Source organism: Senegalia massiliensis (assembly GCF_009911265.1).
Lineage (GTDB): Bacteria > Bacillota > Clostridia > Tissierellales > SIT17 > Anaeromonas > Anaeromonas massiliensis_A.
In genome coordinates this window covers 91362-112122 of record NZ_QXXA01000003.1, presented here as the reverse complement: position 1 = coordinate 112122, position 20761 = coordinate 91362, and the positions used below count along the sequence as shown (strand labels likewise).

Here is a 20761-nt window from a genome sequence, read left to right as displayed (position 1 = left end):
TAATGCTAATAAAGTTTTGGGCTATTATTTTAAATAAAAAAGCATTTTAATTATAAGGAGTGAAATGAATTTGATTAAGATTAAAAAAATAGTTGATAAAGGTTTAATAACCAGTATTACACTTAAAATTATGAATGCATTGCCAAAATGGTTTAGTCCACCAGAAGATATAAAAAAAAAGTCTATTGAACATAGAGATATGTTATTCTTTGGAGTTTTTGATAAAAGTAAAGTTATTGGATTTATTGCTTTAAAAGTACATAATGAGTATACAGTTAGCATATATAATTTAGGAGTATTAGAAGAATATCATGGACAAGGTATAGGTCATAATCTACTAATTCCTGCTGAAAATTATTGTAAAGAAAGTGGATATAAATTTATTACAGTAAAAACACTAGACTCATCAATACAATATGAACCTTATGAACGAACAAGGAGGTTTTATTTTAAAAATGGATTTTATCCATTAGAAGTATTTCCTTTAATTTGGAATTTAGAGAATCCATGCTTATTTTTAGCAAAATATATTGGTAAGTAAATAATATAGTAAAATCTTAGAATACAAGGGGGATAGTTTAGTGATAAGTTCAAAAAGATTATTTTTAAAACCTTTTAAGTATGATGATAATGAATTCTTATATAAATTAAACAATAATAGAAAAGTTAATAAATATTTAGGAACTAATTCAGTATCAATGGAAAGTTGTAATAGTCTGATAAATAAATGGATAAAGAAGTATAGAAACGATTATATATTTAATGTCCATAAAGTTATATTAAAAGCAAAAGAGGAAAGCATTGGTTTCATTTGTCTTAAAAAAGATTCTAATGACAATGAAGCAGAATTAGGCTATAATTTTATTCCAAAGTATTGGGGTTATGGGTATTGTACAGAAATAGCAACAGAATTAATAAAAAATTCATTTGAAGAAACACAAATTGAAAGAGTATTTGCTGAGATTCACCCAGAAAATACAAGGTCAATTCGTTTAATTAAAAGACTTAATTTTAAAGAAGATAACAAATGTGGAAATAATTCAGGGAAATTATACTATTTTGATAAAAATATATATCATAGTATTGATAAATAGATTTAGTTTAAAATTATTGAGTGGAAGTGATTTGAGTGTTTGGTCTTATATTAATGTTAGTTTTAGGGTTACTATTATTATTTTTAGGATTGTATATATGGAAAAAAGAAAAAAATAATCTAATTCATAAATATCATCATACAAAAATTTCTGAAAATAACAAAAAAGTTTATACTGAAAAGATAGGTAAATCATACATTTTTATTGGAATAGGAATGATAGTTACAGGGATAATTAATTTTATGACAGATAGTGGTTATGGTTGGTTAATTTTTGTAATCTCCTTTGTAATAGGATTTGTTATTATGTTTAAATCTCAACAAAAATATAACGGTGGATTATTTTGGATAAAGTAATGAATTAACTTTATATTTATTATTCTAGGATTAAGAATATAGTTGTAAAAGGGGGAGATTATGAGTGGCAATTATTGATTCAAAGAATTATATAATAAATGGCAATAAGATAGAAATCAGAAATGCTGTAACTTCTGATGCTGACCAAATGGTAGAACTATTAAAAAAATTAGCAAGTGAAACTAAATTTATGATGAGAGAACCTGATGAAATTAATACAGAAGTTAAAGATCAAGAAAAAAAGATAGAAAATTTATTACAAAGTGATAAAGGACTATTACTAGTTGCACTAGTAGACAATCAAATAGTAGGATTTCTTGCAATATCATCAAGAAATTTAAAAAGAATTAAGCATATTGGAAGTTTTGTCATAGGAGTAGAGAAAAAGTATTGGGGTACAGGAATAGCTAAGTATTTTATGGAAGAAATGTTAAACTGGTCTCAATCAATTGGATTAAGAAGATTAGAATTAGATGTTGTAGAAGAAAACATTAGAGGTATAGAATTATATAAAAAGTATGGATTCAAAGTAGAGGGAAGGAAAATAGATGACCATTATATTGGGAATAACCAATATTTAAATACGATAGTTATGGGAAAAATTATATAGGTAATCACGTAACAAATAATTTTTAAAACACCATTAACTGTTCAAAAGAACAAACAAAAGATACAAAGAATATGTAGAGCAAAAAGTATTTAAAAATAAGGAGAATATTATGCATGAAACAAAGGTAAAAGGGATATTATCAGCTAAAAATGGAATGAATATATATCGTGGGTGTACTCATGGTTGCATCTATTGCGATTCAAGAAGTAACTGCTATCAGATGAATCATGATTTTGAAGATATAGAAGTAAAGATTAATGCACCAAAACTTCTAGAGGATGCACTTGGAAGAAAAAGAAAAAAGTGTATGATAGGCACTGGAGCAATGACGGATCCATATATCCATTTAGAAGAAAACCTAGAGAACACCAGAAAGTGTATTGAACTCATTTATTCCTATGGATTTGGATTGGCCATACAAACAAAGTCTGCAAAAATTCTAAGGGATTTGGATTTACTTAAAAAAATCAATGAAAAGACAAAATGTGTAGTTCAGATGACATTAACCACTTATGATGAGGATTTATGTAAAGTTATAGAACCGAATGTAAGCACTACAAGAGAACGGTTTGAGGTGCTAAAAATAATGCGTGATAATGGAATTCCTACTATAGTTTGGCTAAGTCCTATTTTACCATTTATCAATGATACAGAGGAAAATATAAGGGGAATCTTAGATTATTGTATAGAAGCTAAGGTACATGGCATTATTTGTTTTGGAATGGGGTTAACCTTAAGAGAAGGAAATAGAGAATATTTTTATAAAAAACTTGATGAATATTTTCCGGGAATGAAGAGTAGATATATAGAAAAATATAGATATGCATATCAGATACCAAGTCCTAATAATGATAGATTAATGAATATGGTGAAAAGAGCATGTGAATCCAATGGCATATTGTATGGTATCGAGGAATGTTTCAATTATCTTTATAAATTTGAGGAAAAGAATCAGTATGAGCAATTAAAATTACCTGGTTTAGAATAATTAAAGATATATTAGAGTATAGTAGTCAATTTAAAAAGTAAAATGTTAATAAACAAGAAATGCAATTGCTTTAATATTACTTAATTAAGAAAGGAGTATTATGAAAAATAAGAGAAATATTTTGATCATAATATTAGTAGCATTAATAATAATGTCTATATATTTTTTAAATAATTGGAGTAAATCTAATAGTTACCATTTGCGTACATATGTTGAGCAGGAACAAAAAACAAAAGGGGCAGATGGTATAACTGTAGAAAATATCTATACAGAGGATTGGTGGGAGTTATCAAGTTCTAGTAGAGACAGCAATATAGCGAAAGCGTGGCTAGAATTTCAATCTAATCTAGTATGGGATAATGATGTTAATTTGCCAGAAAGAAAGGCAGATGAAATAATTTCCTTAAGCAAAAAAGGTGTTGCATATATACATTGGGAAATCTGGTATAGCGATAAGGGAGAAGATGTTTATATTTCTGCTGGATCTAATAATAAAACAATTGTTAATATTACAGAGTTTGAATCATTACTAAGAGATTGATAAAATACTTTAGCTAATATAAAGAGTTATTTGAAATCTTATTAATACTAAAAAGCATTAAAACTATGGAGGTGAAGATTATAAAAGAAATTTATATAGATAAAGAAGATGTTAAGGCTAGAATTCATGAGTGGGGAAGTTCAGAAAATCCAACAATTATATGTATTCATGGATTAGGAAGTACAAGTCTTAGTTTTATCGAGCTAGCACATTTGTTAAAAAATCAATACCATATTCTTTCAATAGATTTACCAGGACATGGGAAAACACCTGAATTTTTTAAAGTAGAAGATTATGAAGCACCTAATATGATTAAATGGGTTGATAAAGTTATTTCTCATTTAACAAAAGGTAGATTCTATTTATTAGCACATTCTTGGGGAGCAAATATCGCTCTTCATTATCTATCCAAATATCCATCAAAAGTGATTAATACTATGTTATTAGATGGTGGATATTATTTGAAAACTGAGTGGTATTCTTATCAAACTTCAATATCAGGAGAGATAGACTCATTACAAAGTGAAATTGATTATTATATTAAAGACTTTGATGAATACTGTTTTGATACTTTGCAAGAACATATTGAAGTAGAAAAGAATAACTATATTAGATGGTCTTGTTTATTAGAAGAAGCTGCAAGAGATTTAGTAAGAGTAGAAGATGATAAATATAAATGGCATGCAAATAGTTTTACTGCAACAGGAGCTATAAAGTCAATGTATTATTACCCACCTGATTCTATTTATGACAAGCTACCAAGCTCAATCTATTTATTGCAAAGCACATTGCCAGAATCTATGAATAAATATAGGGAAACTTTAGCTGAGAAATTTAAGAATAGTACAGGTTCAAAGGTGAAAAGGATTGATGGAGCAAGTCATTTACTTCATTGGGATAAGCCTAATGAAGTAGTTAAAGAAATATTAAATTGGTTTAAATAAAGAATTTTCATGAATTATAAGAGTTATGTTCTGAGCAACTAATTATATTAACTAAGATTTTTGGCGAGTATATATTAATTATAAAAATATTATTTTGGAGGTCAAAATGATAAAAGGCTTAAAGGTAGTTTTCTTTGACATGGGTAATACATTGTTACATTTTCATTTTGGGAAAACAGATGAAGAAAAAGATGCCATGGGAGTATATTATCTTACAAATTTTCTTAAAGGTTTTGATTGTAAAATTGAATTTGAAGATGTAAAAGAATATTTTTTTGATACATGGCAAAATGGTATTTTATCAAGAAGAGTTGATTATACAGAATATCCAGTAGAAAAATATTTAAATGCTTTTTTAAAAAGATATAATATAAAACTAGATTTAGATACTTGTATAAAAGCGTTAGACATTTTTTATACAGAATATAGAAATAATGTTTGGATTGAAGATGGTCTTCAACAAACACTAGAGAATATAAGGAAAAAAGGATATAGAATTGGTGTAATTTCAAATTCAAGTCTTTATGATGAAGTTATGATTAATTGTTTTAAGAAAGTTGGACTAGCTAAGTATATCGATGTATTTACATTTAGTTATTATTTGAAGACAAGCAAACCTAAAAAAGAAATTTTTGAAACTGGTTTGGCTAGAATGTCAGTTGATGCAAAAGAAGCTATAATGGTAGGAGATAACCTTCAAAGTGATATTAAACCAACAAAAAAATTAGGTTTAACTGGAATATGGTTCAACAAGAATTCTGTGTTAAATGATACAGATATTAAACCAGACAATGAAATATCTAAACTAAGAGAATTAGTAGATTTATTATAATTTAACTGTATAAGGTTAAATGTTAGAAATAAATAGACATTATATGAAATTAGATAAGTTATATTGGAGAAGTGAATTGGTTCAAAAATGGGAGGTTTAAATATGAAGAAACTATCTGAAAATGTTTTTAACAGATTAAATAGATATATGAATAAAGAAAGTAGACCACTAGAAAGAGATATTTTCAATTATTATTTTAATGATGGAGATGCAGATAATGTACTGAACTCATTGAAACAATTTCAAAATGATGATGGAGGCTTCGGGAATGGTATAGAGCCAGACTTTAAACTAATAGAATCATCACCTATGGCTACATCTATTGGGTTGAAATATTTAAGTATTATCGATGATAGTGAAGAGGCAGAAGAAATGATATTTAGAGCTGTTGAATACCTAGAAAAAACTTTTGATAGTAAAAGAAATAGGTGGTATAGTGTCTCGAAGAAAGTAAACGAGTATCCACATGCATATTGGTGGGAGTATAAAGAAGATATTAATATGACAGTTATTGATTATTATTGGGGGAATCCAACAGCTGAATTAATAGGATATCTATATAAATATAAAAAACATCTTAAAAATATAGATATTGAGTCTTTAATAAAATATGCAATTGATAAATTGAATAGTCATACAGAGTTTAAATCAGAACATGAAATATATTGTTATATTCGTTTGTATAATGCTTTAGATGAAGATTTTTCAAACCAATTAGTTGATAAATTAGAACTAGCAATTAAGCAATTGATTAATACTAATGAATCTGAATGGGAAAATTATGTTCCCACTCCACTACGATTTATAGAATTTGATTCAAAAAACTATTTTGGAATAGATAGTGAATTTTTAAATAAAGAATTAGATTATTTAATAGATAAATTAAATGAAGATGGAAAAATTAGTCCAACATGGGAATGGGATAGATACCTTAATGAATGGGAAAAAGCTAAAAAAGAGTGGACAGGAATAAGAACACTGGAAGCCTTATTAATATTGTTGAAGTTTGATAGGATAGAATTAGGAGAAGTAATAAGACATTATTAATATAATGTGAAAGGAGATAATTTATTGAAAGTTGATTTTAAAAAGTACTATAATGATTATCTTGGAATAGATGAAAAACAATTTAAAAGTAGCAAAAGAGTTTTTTCCTCAGTTCAGAGAAATGTACCTTTGAACTTTCAGTATGTTTATAAAATGATTGCTACTGTATTAGAAGACAGTGTTGTTTTTTCAATTGCTCCAGAGTTTTATAATAGTTTTACTAAATTTATTAATGGAAAAAATATAGAGAGTTTAAATCAAGTAATAGAAATTTCCCATGATTTCTTTCAATCAAAGCTTAATGATTTTAAAGTAAGGCAAATCTATAGATTAACATTGAAAGAAGAAAATATTATGAATTTAGATAATGGACAAGCTATTCCACTTACAAAGTCCATATTATTTGAATCAAATAAAAACATGAATGAAAAAGAGAAAATAATGATATGGAATAAGAGGAGAAAAGAAATTGAGGAAGGTAGAAAGTATGTAGTATTAATAGAAAATAAAATTGTTAGTTCAGCAAAAATATCTGATATAGATTTTTTGGTGGGAATATTGCAGTATTTACATACCCTAAATATAGAAATCAAGGGTATGGGAAACAAGTTGTAAAAGGGTACATAAACTGGTGCTTAGATAAAGACATTTTGCCAATTTATTTAGTAGATATTGAAAACATACCATCTATTAAACTTGCAGAAAGTTTAGGTTTTGAAATTAAGTCAACAGAGGTAATTGTTTCATTAACATTATACAATTAACAAAAGAATATGAGTATTATAACAGGAGTTTAGTAATATTTCTAATAAATATAAATAATTCATAAGAAAGGGTTTTTATATGAGCATAAGAATTGAGAATATAGATATTAAGAACATTGAAGATATTTATGAATTTGAGCTTGAAAATCGAGAGTATTTTGAAAGTGTACTTCCTCCAAGACCAGAAGGGTATTTTGAAATTGAAAAATTTGAAGAAATTATGAAAGAATTAATAGAAGAACAGTTAAGTGGTAAATGTTATATGCATATTATTCGTGATAATTCTGGGAAAATAGTGGGTAGAGTAAATCTTCATTCAATAGAAGGACAACATGTACGAAAAGCAGAGTTAGGTTATCGCATAGGAAAAGAGTATCAAGGAAAAGGTTATGCATCAAAAGCAGTAAAACAAGTTACTGAACAAGGATTTACTAAATATGGTTTGACAAAGATTGAAGCAGGAACATCTACAGAAAATATTGGATCACAAATAGTGCTATTGAAAAATGGATTTACATTGGTAGGTAGTGAGAAGAAAGTTATGAAAATAAATTATAAATGGGTAGATGGCTTATTATATAGTAAAGTACACATTTATAATAATAAAGACTAAAAGTAATTAAGTTTTTATCTATATAATTGAGATTTGAAAGCATAAATAATTAACAGAGTATATTTGGAAAATAGGATATAGATTGGGGGGATAATTATTAATACGAAAAATAAAACAGAAAAGAAAATATTATTGTTTTTGCTATATACATTTACTATAACATGGTTATTTTGGGGTCTGATTATAATAGGAAATAAATTTTTTAATACACTCTGGTACGGAGAAATATTGTTTTGGATTCCCTATTTATTAGGAGCATTAGGTCCTATGGTGAGTTTTTATATACTTTATAAAAAATATCCTAAAGAATTTTCATTTACTTCATTTAGACAATTTATATTTAATAAGAATATTACTAAGAAGGTCGGCTTAATATTTTCATTATATATTTTATGGCGATTTTTTATGGTTTGGTTTGGTCTTGGAATAGAAAATCCTGTTTCAATTATATATATGTTTATTAATTTACCTCTTATGATAGTAGGTGGAGGATTTGAAGAAATAGGATGGAGAGGTTATCTTCAACCAAAACTAGAAAGAGTAATTAGGTATATACCTGCTACTATAGTTGTAGGGATTATATGGGCTATATGGCATTTACCATTGTGGATGATAAAGGGAACAGTTCAAAGTGAAATTAGCTTTAGTTTGTATATTATAATGACGATTATATTAAGTTTTAGTTTTTCTACGTTATATAAGTATAGTGAAAATATAACTTTATGTGTAGTAGCACACGCTTGGTATAACGCTTGTATTGGTCTAGCAGTATATATAGGTAGTGATGGATATTTAAGATTAGACATAGGGGTTAAAATATTTATTTTATATATTATAGAATTTATTGTTGCTGTGATATTAGGAATTATCTATAATCAAAGAAGAGACTTTATGCATGGTGAACATTTTAAAATATCTTAGAATGAAGAGAAATTGAAAAATTAGATTAAATTATAGTTACTAAATCTTTGAATATAGAAGGGAATCCATATAATGAATTGTTAAAATTAGAATATTTTAATGATGAAAAATAATCAAAAATCATAGAATGAGGTGTTTTTTTGAAAATTATTGACTTTGCTGTATATACTATGACACCAATATTAATAATTATTCTCGTCTATTTAATCATAAATATTATAAGAAAAAATAACAAAAAAATATTAATTAGTATACTATTAATTGTATTTATAATTTTAAGTTTAACTGTATACTATTTTCCCAAGAAAAATATTATAGAAGATTATAAATTTACATATATGAGAATTCATTTACCAAAGATTCAAAATAAGAAAATTGAAAGTCAAGAAAATATAGATGATATATTAAATATTATAAACAATCATACTTTTAATAGAACTACTACAGCTATATTAGATGGAGTTAGATTTCAATCTTCTGATGTAATAACAATAAGTACCAGTGACTTTGATACAGGAAAAATCATTCATCTATACATAATAAAAGATAAACCTAAAGACAGTGTGCTTCAAATAAATTCTAAATACTACAATATAAAAGGAAATATAAATGATGAAATTATTGAGAAAATTGATAATATATTAGATATTGAAAAATAATTTAAGAAGAGATTTATTATTAAAACTATAAATAAAAACAATTTACATAATCAATAAATATATACGGATTTATTATATAATATACAAATATAAAATAGGAGGATTAGAAATGGGATGTTTAATTTGTGAAAGAATTCAAATGATTAAAGAAGGCATAAATCCATATTTCGTTATAGAATTAGAAACAGGATATGTTGTAATGGGCGACCATCAACACTTTAAAGGTTATTCATTGTTTTTATGCAAACAACATGTAACAGAATTGCATTATTTGAGTAAAGATTTTAAAATGAAATATCTTGAAGAAATGAGTATTGTAGCAGAAGCTATTTTTAATGTATTTAAGCCAGAAAAAATAAACTATGAATTACTTGGAAATGGAGATACTCATGCTCATTGGCATCTATTTCCAAGGATAACTTGTGATACTCCACAAAAAGGTCCAGTATGGTGGCTTCCAAGAGAGGAAATGTGGGATGATTCAAAACGTCCAGATGATAATGAACTTAAAATAATGGTAGATGATTTAAAGAAGGAGATCAATCAGTTGCTGATAAAATAAGAATAGGCATAAAGTATACTTTGATGGTAGGAATATAATAAGCAGGATATGTAATGAAATTTAGGAGGTAAATATGAAATCAATATATGAATATAAAATCAAAAAGATGATTCAATGCTATGAAGATATAAGGGGATCATTTAAATGGGAAAATGATATGGCAAGACATCTAGTTGCCTTGACTTATGCGATGAAGGAAAAGGAACTGGATACTATTCAGATTAAAGAAGTCAAAGATTATATTAAAAGTAACACAGGTATGTTTTCTCCTTTTAGAGGACACATGATGTTTGCTATGAGTGGTTTATTATGCGCTAATTCAGATTCACCTAAAGATCAGTTTAAATTTATGATTGATAATGAGAAGATTTTAAAATCTATTGGATTTAAGAATTCTACTTATTTGCCAACAGCACTCTATGCATTATTAAGTGTTTATGAAGGTGATGATGTATCTATTTATGGTGAAAAAGCAATGCAGATATATAAGGAAATGAAGCAGAATCATCCATTTTTAACTAGTGGAGATGATTATGCTCTTTCTATTTTACTTGCAAGTACAGATCATAATACTGATATATTGGAAGATTATTACCAAGAACTTAATAGTAGAGGATTTAGTAAAAGTAATGGGTTACAAATGTTATCTCATGTCATGGCATTCAGTAAAAAAGATGTCAGATATTCTGTTGATAAATGTGAGAATATATATAATTATTTGAAGAAAAATAAATTTAAAATTTATGCAGATTATTATCCTGCTATTGGATTAATAAGTCTTATTGACAGTGATAAGAATGAATTAATGGTTGATTTAGTTGAAATTGCTACTCATTTAAAAAAACAAAAGAGATATAAATGGTTAGGAAAAGGTATGAATTTACTAATGGCTTCAGCAATTATTACTAGTGAATATATTAAAGAGAAATCAGGTGACATGGTTGTTGATACAACTCTTAATGTTTCAATTCAAGCTATTATTGCAGCTCAACAAGCTACAATGATTGCTGCAATAACTGCTTCTACAGTAGCAGCTACAAGTGCAGGTAATTAATATGATTTTTGAAAACAAAGATTTTTATGTAGACTTATTAGAAAAAGAGGATTTAAAAGATATTGTTGAAATTTATAATTCTAATATAGATTTTTTAAAGAATCATTTAAATACTGGTACGGTAACTTATGAATGGATGGATAATGAGTTAGAAACAATGAAGAAAGCTAATTTTTATTCATGTAAAATAATTAAAAAGAATACTAATGAAATAATTGGATTAATAGATTTTAAGATAGGTAAAGAAACTTATTTATCATTATTAATGGTACATAAAAAATATAAAAATAAAGGAGTTGGTAAATCTATATATCAATCTTTAGAAAAATATGTTAAATTATTTAAAAGTAATTGTATAAGAATAGATGTAGTAACTAATTATGATAAGAATGTAATTGATTTTTGGAGTAGGAATGGCTTTAAAAATATTAAAGAAATTCAACTAAATTGGGGAGATAAAATTTTACCAGCTATTATTATGAAGAAAAAAATTGCAAAAATACAAATGACAAATATTGCAGAGGAGAAAGTTCAATGATAAGAAAAGCAATTGGTGTAATTGTAGAACAAGATAATGAATATATGTTAGTTCATAAAATAAATTTAATGGATACTAAAAATAAACCTAAGAAAATGCAAGGACATTGGGATTTTTGTAAAGGTGTAGTAAAACAAAAGAACAAATTGGTTTTGAAAAACAACAAACTACTATGTTTTTAGTTGATTATTCTGGTGATAAAGATGATTTCAAATCTCAGGATGAAGAAATTGATGACATAAAATTTTTTATAAAAGAAGAAGTTTTACTTAAATTACCTCATTAAGAGACTAAAGAATTCTTTAGAAAACATATTTTAAAATAAAAGAATAATTTTTAAATGTTATGGAGGTATATAATTTGCAAAAAAATCATGGAAATATAATTAGTATTATTTCCTTTATTATACCATTAATTATGACTTTATTTATTTTAAACTGGTATTTTAAAATAACCCCCTATCAAAGGTATCAAGGATTACCTTTAATGTTAACTCCAATAGCTTCAATTATAGGGATTATTTTAGCTAATATATCATTTAAAAGACATTCTAATAATTTAGCAAAATTAAGTATTATATTTAATACATTATTATTTTTTCTCCCTTTTGCATATTGGATTTTAGGAACTATAATATGGGGACCATAAATGTTATATTATTAAATAACATTAATTAGGAGGCTAAAATGATAGAATTAAGATATCCAAAACTAGAAGATGCTAAAGATTTTTATGAAATACTAAATAATATTGACTCTACATATTATTATTCAACTATACCTGATTCAATTGAAATGGAAAGTATATGGATAGAAAAAAGGAGATATAAAAGAGAAAATAACTTAGAATATAATTATGCAATTATATTTAAAGGTAAAGTTGTTGGAGGATGTGGAATTACAATTTATCAAGAATATGACTATATAGGTGAAATAGGATATTTTATAGATAGAAATTACTCAGGATTTGGCATAGCTACTGAAGTAGTAAAAGAATTAGAAAAAATTGCTTTTAATACATTAAATTTAGTGAGACTTGAAATTAGAATGGATCCCAAAAATAAAGCAAGTGAAAAGGTAGCCATGAAAAATAATTATATAAAAGAAGGATTACTTAGTAAGGCTGTAGAATTTAATAAGAACTATTATGATAATTTATTATATGCAAAAACAATATAGGATAAGTTAAATAAAAATGAAAGATTATGGTAAAGAAATTTGTAGTTGAAGATATAATGGAAAATACTATCTATACAATTTCTCAGGTAACAATGAAATATATGAATTTATATATATTAAATAAAAAATAATAATTTTAAAATTAAATAATTACATGGAGGGGAAATTATGCGAATAGGATATTTAGCAAGATATTTTAATCCCTATAAAGAAGAAGTAAAGTTTGCTGAAGATAATAAATTTCAATTTATGCAGCTATGGTATGACAGAAATGGAATTGCATTAAATAAAGATTTAACTCCAATAGAAACTATTAAAAAGTATAATTTTCCAACAATAATTCATGCGGTTTTAGATATAAATGAATTTAGGGAACATGTACCCAAATTAGTCCGAATATTAAAATATTTAGGACATGATGATTTAATAATACATCCAATATGTGAAAGTGAAACAATAGATAGGAATACAATCTATAAACTATCAGATGAAGTGACATTTGTTTTAGAAGAATTAGAAAAAGAAAATATCACCTTATATTTGGAAAATAACAGTAGATTAGATCCTATATTTAATACAACAAATGAAATGGAAATTATTTTCAAACAAAATCCTAAATTAGAATTTATTCTTGATATAGCTCATATAGATGATTATGAACATCTTGAATCTATGATAGAAATAAAGATTCCTAAAATATTACATGTAGCAGATAGACGTATGAAGGTAGTTCATGAACATCTACCTATAGGTCAAGGTAATATTGATTATAGCTATATTTTCACTAATATATTGAATGAATTTGATGGAAAGATAATCTTAGAAATAGTGCAGAGTTCAGAAGATATAATTAATTCAAAAGTTAAAATAGAAGAATATTTTAATTTATAGATTTATAACAATTAATACAAAATAACTTTTAATCAAAAATATTATTTAAAACTATTAATTATTTAAGGGGCCTAATATGTATCTAAAAAATGAAAATTTAGTCATAAGACAAGCAGATGAAAATGATGCTAAAATTCTTTGCAAATGGTGGAATGATGGAAAAATAATGGCTCATGCTGGTTTTCCAAAGGGACTTAACATTGATATTGATGAGTTAATTGATAGTTTAAGTAATGAAACTAATAATACGAGAAGGTTAATAATAGAAATTGATAATAAAGAAATTGGTGAGATGAGTTATAAAATAGTAAATAAAATTGCTGAAATAGGTATTAAAATATGTGATTTTACTTATCAAGAGAAAGGGTATGGAACAAAGGCTATAAAACTGTTGATAAAATATTTATTTGAAGATATGAAAGTAAATAAAATTATATTAGATACTAATCTTAATAATACAAGAGCACAGCATGTATATGAGAAAATAGGTTTTAAAAAGAAAGGCATACGAATTGATTCATGGAAAGACCAGCTGGGGGTACTACAATCTACTGTAGACTATGAGTTAAATCGTGAATATGAGAAATAGGATTAAGAAAAATACGGTATAGTTAGAGTAATCTGGTTAGAATACTATTTAAATATTTGGGGGGATATTATGGAACATATAAAATTTAGCTTGTTTTTTGTCTTGTCTCATGTATTATCATATTTAATTGCAGGAGTAATAGCTCTAAAAATTAGCAAAGATATTTATGAAAGTCGAAAAAGACTTTGTAGTTTTTTAAGAGACATGTCAAATAAAGAAGAAAGTTTACATGTGTCACGATATTTTATGCCTGCTCAAATTTTAAGAGGGTTTTTAATGTCAATTGTTTTATATCCATTTATATATAATTTGGTAGAATTTTCTTTTATGTTAAAATTTTTATTCTTTTCTGGTTTAATGTTCATATATACACATATAGCTGCAACATCACCCTTTATAGACAATATAGAAGGTTACGTTTACTTTAAAAGTGAATATTTAAAGAAAAAAGCTATTTTAAAATTTCAATTAGAAATGATTCTTTATAGTATTCTATTTGGTCTTATTATTTCTTTCTTTATAGATTTTTTATTTTAGCAATTAATATTTATATATAGGAGTTGATTTTTTATGGAGTATAATTTTATACCAATGAATGAGAAATATGCAAATGAAATTTCATATAACTGGAAATATAAAGGGGATTATTCTTTTTACAATATGACGGCAGATAAAGAAGATTTGGAAGAATTTTTAGATTCAAAACAGTGGAAGTATAAATTTGCAGTTTTAAATGAAAATAAAGAATTAATTGGATTTTATTCATACTATTTTAAAAATAATATCATGTGGATTGGTTTTGGTTTAAAACCTGAATTTACAGGACAAGGGTATGGCCCTAGCTTTGTCATATCTGGCATAGATTTTGGAGTAAAACATTTCAATTATATTAGAGATTATTTGATGTTAGCAGTTGCAAAGTTTAATAAACGGGCAATAAAAACATATCAAAAAATAGGGTTTGATATAGTAGAGGATTACATACAGGAGACAAATGGAGGAAAATATGATTTTGTAAAAATGAGAAAAAATCTATAAATGAGGTGTAAATAATGATTAATATATTGACTAGTTTTTATGATTTTGGTGAGGGAGAATTACGAGAAAAACTATTAGATTATATTAACGATAGTATGAAAGTAGTGGTTATACCATTTTCACACTCACAACAAAAAATGCCTACAGTTTCAGAGTATGACCGCTATTGTAATAAAGGTGGAGAGTACTATGAATTAATTGCAGAACAATTTAGCAAGTTGGGAGTTTCTGATAGTAATATTGATATAGTTCATTATTATAACGATGATTTAAATGTAATGAAAAGAAAGATTTCTAGTTCTGATGTCATTTTTTTGACAGGAGGATTACCTGATAAAGCAATGGAACGTCTAAGAGAAAAGGGGCTTGTTGATATCATCAAATCTTTTAAAGGTATAGTAATGGGTGCAAGTGCCGGAGCATTGATTCAGTTGCCTGAATATTTCTGCACTCCTGATAAAGATTACACTGAATTTAGTTTTTATAAAGGACTTGGCTTGACAAGCTCAGATTTTTACATTGAAGTACATTATGAAGGAAGTCCATTAAAAAATGAATTTCCAATCTTGAAAGAAAAAAATAAAATAATATATGCTATATCTGATGAATCTGGATTGATATATAATGGTGATAATATAGAAGTTATTGGCAATGTAATAAAAATTGATGATTAATTATTATAGGAATACTAAAGAAGGTGAAAAAATGAAAATATCAGTGCTATCAGATATTCATGGAAATTTGACTGCACTAGAAGTGGTGATTGAATACTCAATGAATCAAGGAATTGAGTATTTTATTATAGCAGGTGATCATATTAGTGATTGTCCTCATCCTAATGAAGTTCTTAACAGGATATCTAAATTAAAGGGATGGATTATACGTGGTAATAGAGAAGAGTACATATTTAGAACTATTGATGATACAACTGTTGATTGGAATAAATATAGACAATTAGACTCTATGGTTTGGACTAGAGATGAATTAGAATCTCATAACATTGAGTTTATAAGAAAACTATCTGATCAAGAAACAATACAAATTCAAGATTTTGACTCTATTAGAGTAGTTCATGGTTCTACAGAAGATATTTACGAACATCTTTATCCCCACAAAGAGGATAGACTTGTAGAAATTCTAAATAATATAGATGAAAAAGTATTAATCTGTGGTCATACTCATCAACAATGGAGTAAATTTATAAATGGCAAACTTGTTTTAAATCCTGGATCAGTTGGAGGACATTTTAATAAGGAGACTTCAGCAGAATTCTCAATCCTATCATGGTCAAATGATGAATGGACTGTTGAACATCATAAAGTGAAATATGATATAGATAGATTAGAAAAAGATTTTCAAATGAAAGGTTTATATCATAAGGGTGGGATTTGGTCACGAATTGTAGTTCAGAGTTTAAAGGAAGGGGTAAATAGAAATATTGAATTTATAGAAATGGCTAACAGAAACGCAAAGAAATTAGGATACTCAAGCTATAAATACATTCCTAATGATGTTTGGAGAATAACAGAACAGCAATGGAATAATAAGAGGGACAAGATAATAGAAGATTCTTAAGTAAATGAAAGAGTGATTAAAATGGCAATAGAGAATTTTGTACAACCCGATATTATAAATATAGATGAAAAGTTAAGATTAAGGAAATCATGTGAGAATGAGTGGCAATATGCCTTGCCTTGGTATGAGGATTCTGAAGTATTATATTACTCAGAAGGTATAAGGGAAAAAACTTACGATTTAGAAATAATAAATAGAATGTATACTTACTTAAGTGATAATGGAGAGTTGTATTTTATAGAAATATTACATGAGAGATCATGGATACCTATTGGTGATGTAACATTATCAGATAAAATGATGCCAATAGTTATTGGTAATAAAAAATACTGGGGAAAGGGAATTGCAAAAAAAGTATTACATATCCTTATTGAAAGAGCAAAAGATATTGGATTATCATGTATCAAATTAAAAGGTATATATAAATATAATGAACGTTCAAAAAGACTGTTTAAATCTGTAGGATTCTATAAAATATCAGAAGATGAAAAAGAGGAGTATTATGAGTTAAAACTTTAAAATCATAAGGAGCGTACTGTATGGATAATGAAATAAGAGAGTTTTATAACGAGTATGGGATTCGAGAATGGAATAGATTAGAAGAAGATATATATAGCAGAATTAATTTTATACTTCATATGGATTTTATAAAAGAACATTTACATGAAGGTATTAAGATACTTGATGCAGGTTGTGGAGCTGGTAGATATAGTATTGAATTTGCAAATATGGGATGTAAAATAACATTGTTTGATATATCTGATGAACAACTTAGAATTGCTCAGAAAAAGATAAATGAACAAAATGTGAATCACAATATTGAAGGAATTTTTCAAGGAGATATTAAAGATTTATCATCTTTTGAAAATGAAAGTTTTGATATGATAATTTGCTATGGTGCTCCACTTTCATATATTATAGATGATAGAGAGAAGGTTATTTCTGAATTTTATAGAGTATTAAAAGACAAAGGTGTACTTGCAGTAAGTGTTAATAATAAATGGGGAATTTTAAAAATGTTATTGGGAAATCAAAATTTAGACTTTTTTAGCAATCCGAAGTACTGGTTATTAAATAAAGTTATGGAGACTGGCGATTTACTTAAACATGAAAAGATTACTCATCCACCTAGACATTTTTTTGAAGGAAAGGAGTTAGAAAAATTATTAACAGATGGAGATTTTAAAAATATTATATTGGGAGGAAGTCCATGTTTTAGTTGTGGCAATGCGCAATCAATTGAAGAAATATGTAAAGATAAAAAAGCATTAGAAACTATAATTGATATTGAACTTAAAACCTATACTAAAAGAACAATGGTTGATAATGGAGAATTTCTACTTGCTAAAGGAATTAAAGAATAACAAGTATCTTTTTGAATATAGTATTTTTAGGAAATATTAATCTTTTAAATAGAAAAGGAAACAAAATTAGGAAAGGTAGATTTAAGTGGAAAATAAATTTAAAAACTGGTTAAGTAGTAAATATTTAAAGGGAAATATAAAGAATCCAAACATTAAAATTGGAGATTTTACATATTATTCTGGATATTATCATAAAGAAGAATTTGAAGATATTTGTGTAAGATATTTATTGGGAGATGGAAGCACTAAAAATTATAAGGAAATTTATGGGGAAGATTTTTTATTTGATAAATTAGAAATAGGGAAATTTTGTTCAATAGGTTCAGGTGCAAGTTTTCTACTTGCAGGTAATCAAGGACATAATAATAAATGGATTTCTGTATATCCTTTTGATTCTGAAATATTTCCAAATGCTAAAGATGGATTTAGACGTAAAGGAGATACAGTTATAGGGAATGATGTATGGATTGGTACAGAAGCAGTTATTATGCCAGGAGTAAAAATAGGTGATGGAGCAATAATTGCAGCAAGAGCTGTAGTAAGTAAGGATGTAGAACCTTATACTATAGTTGGTGGTAATCCTGGTAAAGTTATTAAAAAGAGATTTTCTGCTTCAGATATAGAAAAACTATTAGAAATTAAATGGTGGAACTGGGAAATAGAACAAATCAATGAAGCATTGCCTTATATTTGTAGTGATGATATAGATGGCTTATATACTTTTATATAATAATTAGAATAATTTAGTTAGAATTAAAAAAATAATCATATATTTATAAGAAAGATGGTGAAAGTTCATAATGGATTGTACTTTTAAAACAGAACAGGGTAAGTTTAATTATCGTGTTGGAGCAATTATTATTAATGAAAATAAAGTACTGATGGTTAAAAGTAATAGGGAGCCTTATTATTATTCTGTTGGTGGACGTGTAAATTTACATGAAAGTATGGAACAAGCAGTAATAAGAGAAGTCTATGAAGAGACTGGAATATTATTTGAAATAGATAGAATGGGATATATTCATGAAAATTTCTTTACCTTAGACTCTACTGGGGAGCATTTTCATGAAATATCCATTTATTATTATATGAAGCCAATAGATAATTATCTTTTGATTAATGAAAATCTAACAGAAGATGGTATTGAAGAAAAATTGGAATGGATTTCACTTAAAGATATAAAGAATTATGAAGTATATCCAGAGTTTTTTAAAGATGAAAATTTAATATCTAATAATAAGGTTTTACATGTTGTAGATAGAGAATATTAGTATAGTTTTATTTGAAACTATATTAATATTCTATTTAAAAATGAATTTAATAAGGTATGTAGAATAATTATAGTTAGAGATAATAGAATATTTATATTAGAAATGAAAAGGAGAATTATTATGAAGAATGGAGAGAAAGAACAAGGAAAAATATCACTTATTATATCTGCAATTATTTCACTTATTGTTGGAGTGTTTAATATAAGCTCTAGAAGATATTTTAACGGTATTTTTATGTTAATAGTATGTATATTGACTTCTATTGAACTATTCAGAAGGTATAAAAAATAGTATATTTACATTCTTTATTATAAAAATTCTTATCCTACAGTTTATAAAGACAGATAAAAGCAAGGGAAGATAGGAAATAATAGCTACACTTTAGTACAATTTATATAGGAGGTGAGAAAATGGATTTTCTTCAAAACTTACAAAAGGCAATAGATTATATGGAAGATAATCTATTAGAATCAATTACTTATGAAGATGTTGCAAAACACATTTATATGTCAAGTTATCATTTTCATAGAACATTTAGTTTAGTTACTGGCATTACATCTAATGAGTATATTAGAAATAGAAGATTGTCTATGGCTGGTCAAGAACTTTCCTTATCTAATTCAAAAGTAATTGATATTGCTTTAAAATATAGGTATAGTTCACCTGAAAGCTTTACAAAGGCATTTACAAGATTTCATGGCATTACACCAAGTATGGCAAAACGTGTAGGTACGAAGTTAAAATCATTTAATCGCCTTGTAATTAAAATTAAATTGGAAGGTGGTACTATTATGGATTACAGAATTGAGAAGCGAGAAGAATTTAAGTTATTAGCTAAGGTCAGAAAATTTAGAAATGAATCAATTTCAGAGGAGGGAAATACTGAAATACCAGATTTTTGGCAAGAATGTGGTGCCAATGGGACATTTGATACTTTAAAACAAAATACTACTAATAATGATATTTACGGTGTTTGTGCACCAATATCAAAAGAAAGTAAATATTTTGATTATGGTATCGGAATGGAGTTCAATGGTGAAAGTATACCTGATGGATATGCTATATGGGATGTAAAACCTACATTATGGGCTGTATTTAAATGTATTGGTGAAACTGCAGATTGTATAGGTTCAACATGGGAGAGAATTTTTTCAGAATTTCTTCCTAGCTCAGAGTATACTATGATTGATGATACTGATTTTGAATTATATTCAGAAGATTTTAAATCAAATTGCTTTTGTGAAATATGGATTCCTGTTGAGAAAAAATAAATTTATAAATACAGTTTTTAGAGATACGAATAAGTTTTAATATTAGTTTTAATGAGATAAT

32 protein-coding genes are annotated in these 20761 nt (G+C 26.3%); all 32 read left to right on the top strand.

Translation table 11 applies throughout. The annotated features are described in order from the left end of the window. Nucleotides 1-70: 70 nt before the first annotated feature. Nucleotides 71-541, top strand: a complete 471-nt coding sequence (locus D3Z33_RS01910) for a GNAT family N-acetyltransferase (protein ID WP_160196102.1) — start codon at nt 71-73, stop codon at nt 539-541. Nucleotides 542-581: 40 nt separating this feature from the next. Next, nucleotides 582-1094 carry a GNAT family N-acetyltransferase gene (locus D3Z33_RS01905; protein WP_160196101.1) on the top strand — a complete coding sequence of 171 codons (513 nt, stop codon included), beginning with the start codon at nt 582-584 and terminating at the stop codon, nt 1092-1094. Nucleotides 1095-1129: 35 nt separating this feature from the next. Beyond that, complete coding sequence (locus D3Z33_RS01900; RefSeq protein ID WP_160196100.1) at nt 1130-1450, top strand: DUF3784 domain-containing protein; 321 nt, start codon at nt 1130-1132, stop codon at nt 1448-1450. A gap of 64 nt (nt 1451-1514) precedes the next feature. Next, on the top strand, nt 1515-2060 hold the full coding sequence (locus tag D3Z33_RS01895) for a GNAT family N-acetyltransferase (RefSeq protein ID WP_160196099.1): 546 nt from the start codon (nt 1515-1517) through the stop codon (nt 2058-2060). A gap of 109 nt (nt 2061-2169) precedes the next feature. Further along, nucleotides 2170-3048, top strand: coding sequence for an SPL family radical SAM protein (locus tag D3Z33_RS01890; protein ID WP_160196098.1), 879 nt, complete (start codon nt 2170-2172; stop codon nt 3046-3048). A gap of 100 nt (nt 3049-3148) precedes the next feature. Next, nucleotides 3149-3589, top strand: coding sequence for a hypothetical protein (locus D3Z33_RS01885; protein ID WP_160196097.1), 441 nt, complete (start codon nt 3149-3151; stop codon nt 3587-3589). Between the two features lie 71 nt (nt 3590-3660). After that, nucleotides 3661-4533: an alpha/beta fold hydrolase gene (locus D3Z33_RS01880; protein WP_160196096.1), complete on the top strand. Its 873-nt coding sequence runs from the start codon at nt 3661-3663 to the stop codon at nt 4531-4533. Nucleotides 4534-4639: 106 nt separating this feature from the next. Next, a complete protein-coding gene (locus tag D3Z33_RS01875) occupies nt 4640-5365 on the top strand; it encodes an HAD family hydrolase (RefSeq protein WP_160196095.1) in 726 nt (241 codons plus the stop codon). A 102-nt stretch (nt 5366-5467) separates the two neighbouring features. Next, nucleotides 5468-6412: a hypothetical protein gene (locus D3Z33_RS01870; protein ID WP_160196094.1), complete on the top strand. Its 945-nt coding sequence runs from the start codon at nt 5468-5470 to the stop codon at nt 6410-6412. 24 nt (nt 6413-6436) lie between these two features. Further along, nucleotides 6437-7027, top strand: a complete 591-nt coding sequence (locus D3Z33_RS01865) for a hypothetical protein (RefSeq protein ID WP_160196093.1) — start codon at nt 6437-6439, stop codon at nt 7025-7027. Beyond that, on the top strand, nt 6970-7176 hold the full coding sequence (locus tag D3Z33_RS01860; RefSeq protein WP_160196151.1) for a GNAT family N-acetyltransferase: 207 nt from the start codon (nt 6970-6972) through the stop codon (nt 7174-7176). Before D3Z33_RS01865 ends, D3Z33_RS01860 begins: the two co-directional genes overlap by 58 nt. Before the next feature lie 79 nt (nt 7177-7255). Further along, nucleotides 7256-7789 carry a GNAT family N-acetyltransferase gene (locus tag D3Z33_RS01855; RefSeq protein WP_160196092.1) on the top strand — a complete coding sequence of 178 codons (534 nt, stop codon included), beginning with the start codon at nt 7256-7258 and terminating at the stop codon, nt 7787-7789. 267 nt (nt 7790-8056) lie between these two features. Continuing rightward, nucleotides 8057-8710, top strand: a complete 654-nt coding sequence (locus D3Z33_RS01850; protein WP_201750395.1) for a CPBP family intramembrane glutamic endopeptidase — start codon at nt 8057-8059, stop codon at nt 8708-8710. Between the two features lie 140 nt (nt 8711-8850). After that, a complete protein-coding gene (locus D3Z33_RS01845) occupies nt 8851-9369 on the top strand; it encodes a hypothetical protein (protein ID WP_160196091.1) in 519 nt (172 codons plus the stop codon). A gap of 109 nt (nt 9370-9478) precedes the next feature. Next, nucleotides 9479-9931, top strand: a complete 453-nt coding sequence (locus tag D3Z33_RS01840) for an HIT family protein (RefSeq protein WP_160196090.1) — start codon at nt 9479-9481, stop codon at nt 9929-9931. Between the two features lie 73 nt (nt 9932-10004). Next, nucleotides 10005-10985: a DUF4003 family protein gene (locus D3Z33_RS01835; RefSeq protein ID WP_160196089.1), complete on the top strand. Its 981-nt coding sequence runs from the start codon at nt 10005-10007 to the stop codon at nt 10983-10985. 1 nt (nt 10986) lies between these two features. Then, nucleotides 10987-11523, top strand: a complete 537-nt coding sequence (locus tag D3Z33_RS01830) for a GNAT family N-acetyltransferase (protein WP_160196088.1) — start codon at nt 10987-10989, stop codon at nt 11521-11523. Further along, the gene (locus tag D3Z33_RS01825) at nt 11520-11705 is read left to right on the top strand and encodes a hypothetical protein (RefSeq protein ID WP_160196087.1); all 186 of its coding nucleotides are present in this window, start codon (nt 11520-11522) and stop codon (nt 11703-11705) included. The genes D3Z33_RS01830 and D3Z33_RS01825 overlap by 4 nt, the downstream gene beginning before the upstream one ends. A gap of 178 nt (nt 11706-11883) precedes the next feature. Continuing rightward, nucleotides 11884-12171 carry a hypothetical protein gene (locus D3Z33_RS01820; protein ID WP_243153387.1) on the top strand — a complete coding sequence of 96 codons (288 nt, stop codon included), beginning with the start codon at nt 11884-11886 and terminating at the stop codon, nt 12169-12171. Between the two features lie 38 nt (nt 12172-12209). Beyond that, complete coding sequence (locus D3Z33_RS01815) at nt 12210-12701, top strand: GNAT family N-acetyltransferase (RefSeq protein ID WP_160196085.1); 492 nt, start codon at nt 12210-12212, stop codon at nt 12699-12701. 168 nt (nt 12702-12869) lie between these two features. Then, nucleotides 12870-13592 (top strand): TIM barrel protein, encoded by a 723-nt coding sequence (locus tag D3Z33_RS01810; RefSeq protein ID WP_201750394.1) that lies wholly within the window; start codon nt 12870-12872, stop codon nt 13590-13592. Between the two features lie 76 nt (nt 13593-13668). Continuing rightward, nucleotides 13669-14181: a GNAT family N-acetyltransferase gene (locus tag D3Z33_RS01805; protein WP_160196084.1), complete on the top strand. Its 513-nt coding sequence runs from the start codon at nt 13669-13671 to the stop codon at nt 14179-14181. A gap of 69 nt (nt 14182-14250) precedes the next feature. Beyond that, entirely contained in the window at nt 14251-14718 is a 468-nt protein-coding gene (locus tag D3Z33_RS01800) for a hypothetical protein (protein ID WP_160196083.1), read from the top strand. Nucleotides 14719-14751: 33 nt separating this feature from the next. Continuing rightward, a complete protein-coding gene (locus D3Z33_RS01795; protein ID WP_160196082.1) occupies nt 14752-15219 on the top strand; it encodes a GNAT family N-acetyltransferase in 468 nt (155 codons plus the stop codon). A gap of 14 nt (nt 15220-15233) precedes the next feature. Next, nucleotides 15234-15893 (top strand): Type 1 glutamine amidotransferase-like domain-containing protein, encoded by a 660-nt coding sequence (locus tag D3Z33_RS01790; RefSeq protein WP_160196081.1) that lies wholly within the window; start codon nt 15234-15236, stop codon nt 15891-15893. After that, nucleotides 15886-16794, top strand: a complete 909-nt coding sequence (locus D3Z33_RS01785) for a metallophosphoesterase family protein (RefSeq protein ID WP_160196080.1) — start codon at nt 15886-15888, stop codon at nt 16792-16794. Before D3Z33_RS01790 ends, D3Z33_RS01785 begins: the two co-directional genes overlap by 8 nt. Nucleotides 16795-16815: 21 nt before the next feature. Next, on the top strand, nt 16816-17313 hold the full coding sequence (locus tag D3Z33_RS01780; protein ID WP_160196079.1) for a GNAT family N-acetyltransferase: 498 nt from the start codon (nt 16816-16818) through the stop codon (nt 17311-17313). Between the two features lie 20 nt (nt 17314-17333). Then, nucleotides 17334-18158 (top strand): class I SAM-dependent methyltransferase, encoded by an 825-nt coding sequence (locus tag D3Z33_RS01775; RefSeq protein WP_160196078.1) that lies wholly within the window; start codon nt 17334-17336, stop codon nt 18156-18158. 85 nt (nt 18159-18243) lie between these two features. Next, on the top strand, nt 18244-18888 hold the full coding sequence (locus D3Z33_RS01770; RefSeq protein WP_160196077.1) for a CatB-related O-acetyltransferase: 645 nt from the start codon (nt 18244-18246) through the stop codon (nt 18886-18888). 70 nt (nt 18889-18958) lie between these two features. After that, nucleotides 18959-19429, top strand: coding sequence for an NUDIX hydrolase (locus D3Z33_RS01765; RefSeq protein WP_160196076.1), 471 nt, complete (start codon nt 18959-18961; stop codon nt 19427-19429). A 120-nt stretch (nt 19430-19549) separates the two neighbouring features. Next, nucleotides 19550-19720 (top strand): hypothetical protein, encoded by a 171-nt coding sequence (locus D3Z33_RS01760; protein WP_160196075.1) that lies wholly within the window; start codon nt 19550-19552, stop codon nt 19718-19720. 119 nt (nt 19721-19839) lie between these two features. Beyond that, on the top strand, nt 19840-20700 hold the full coding sequence (locus D3Z33_RS01755; protein ID WP_160196074.1) for an AraC family transcriptional regulator: 861 nt from the start codon (nt 19840-19842) through the stop codon (nt 20698-20700). Nucleotides 20701-20761: the final 61 nt, after the last annotated feature.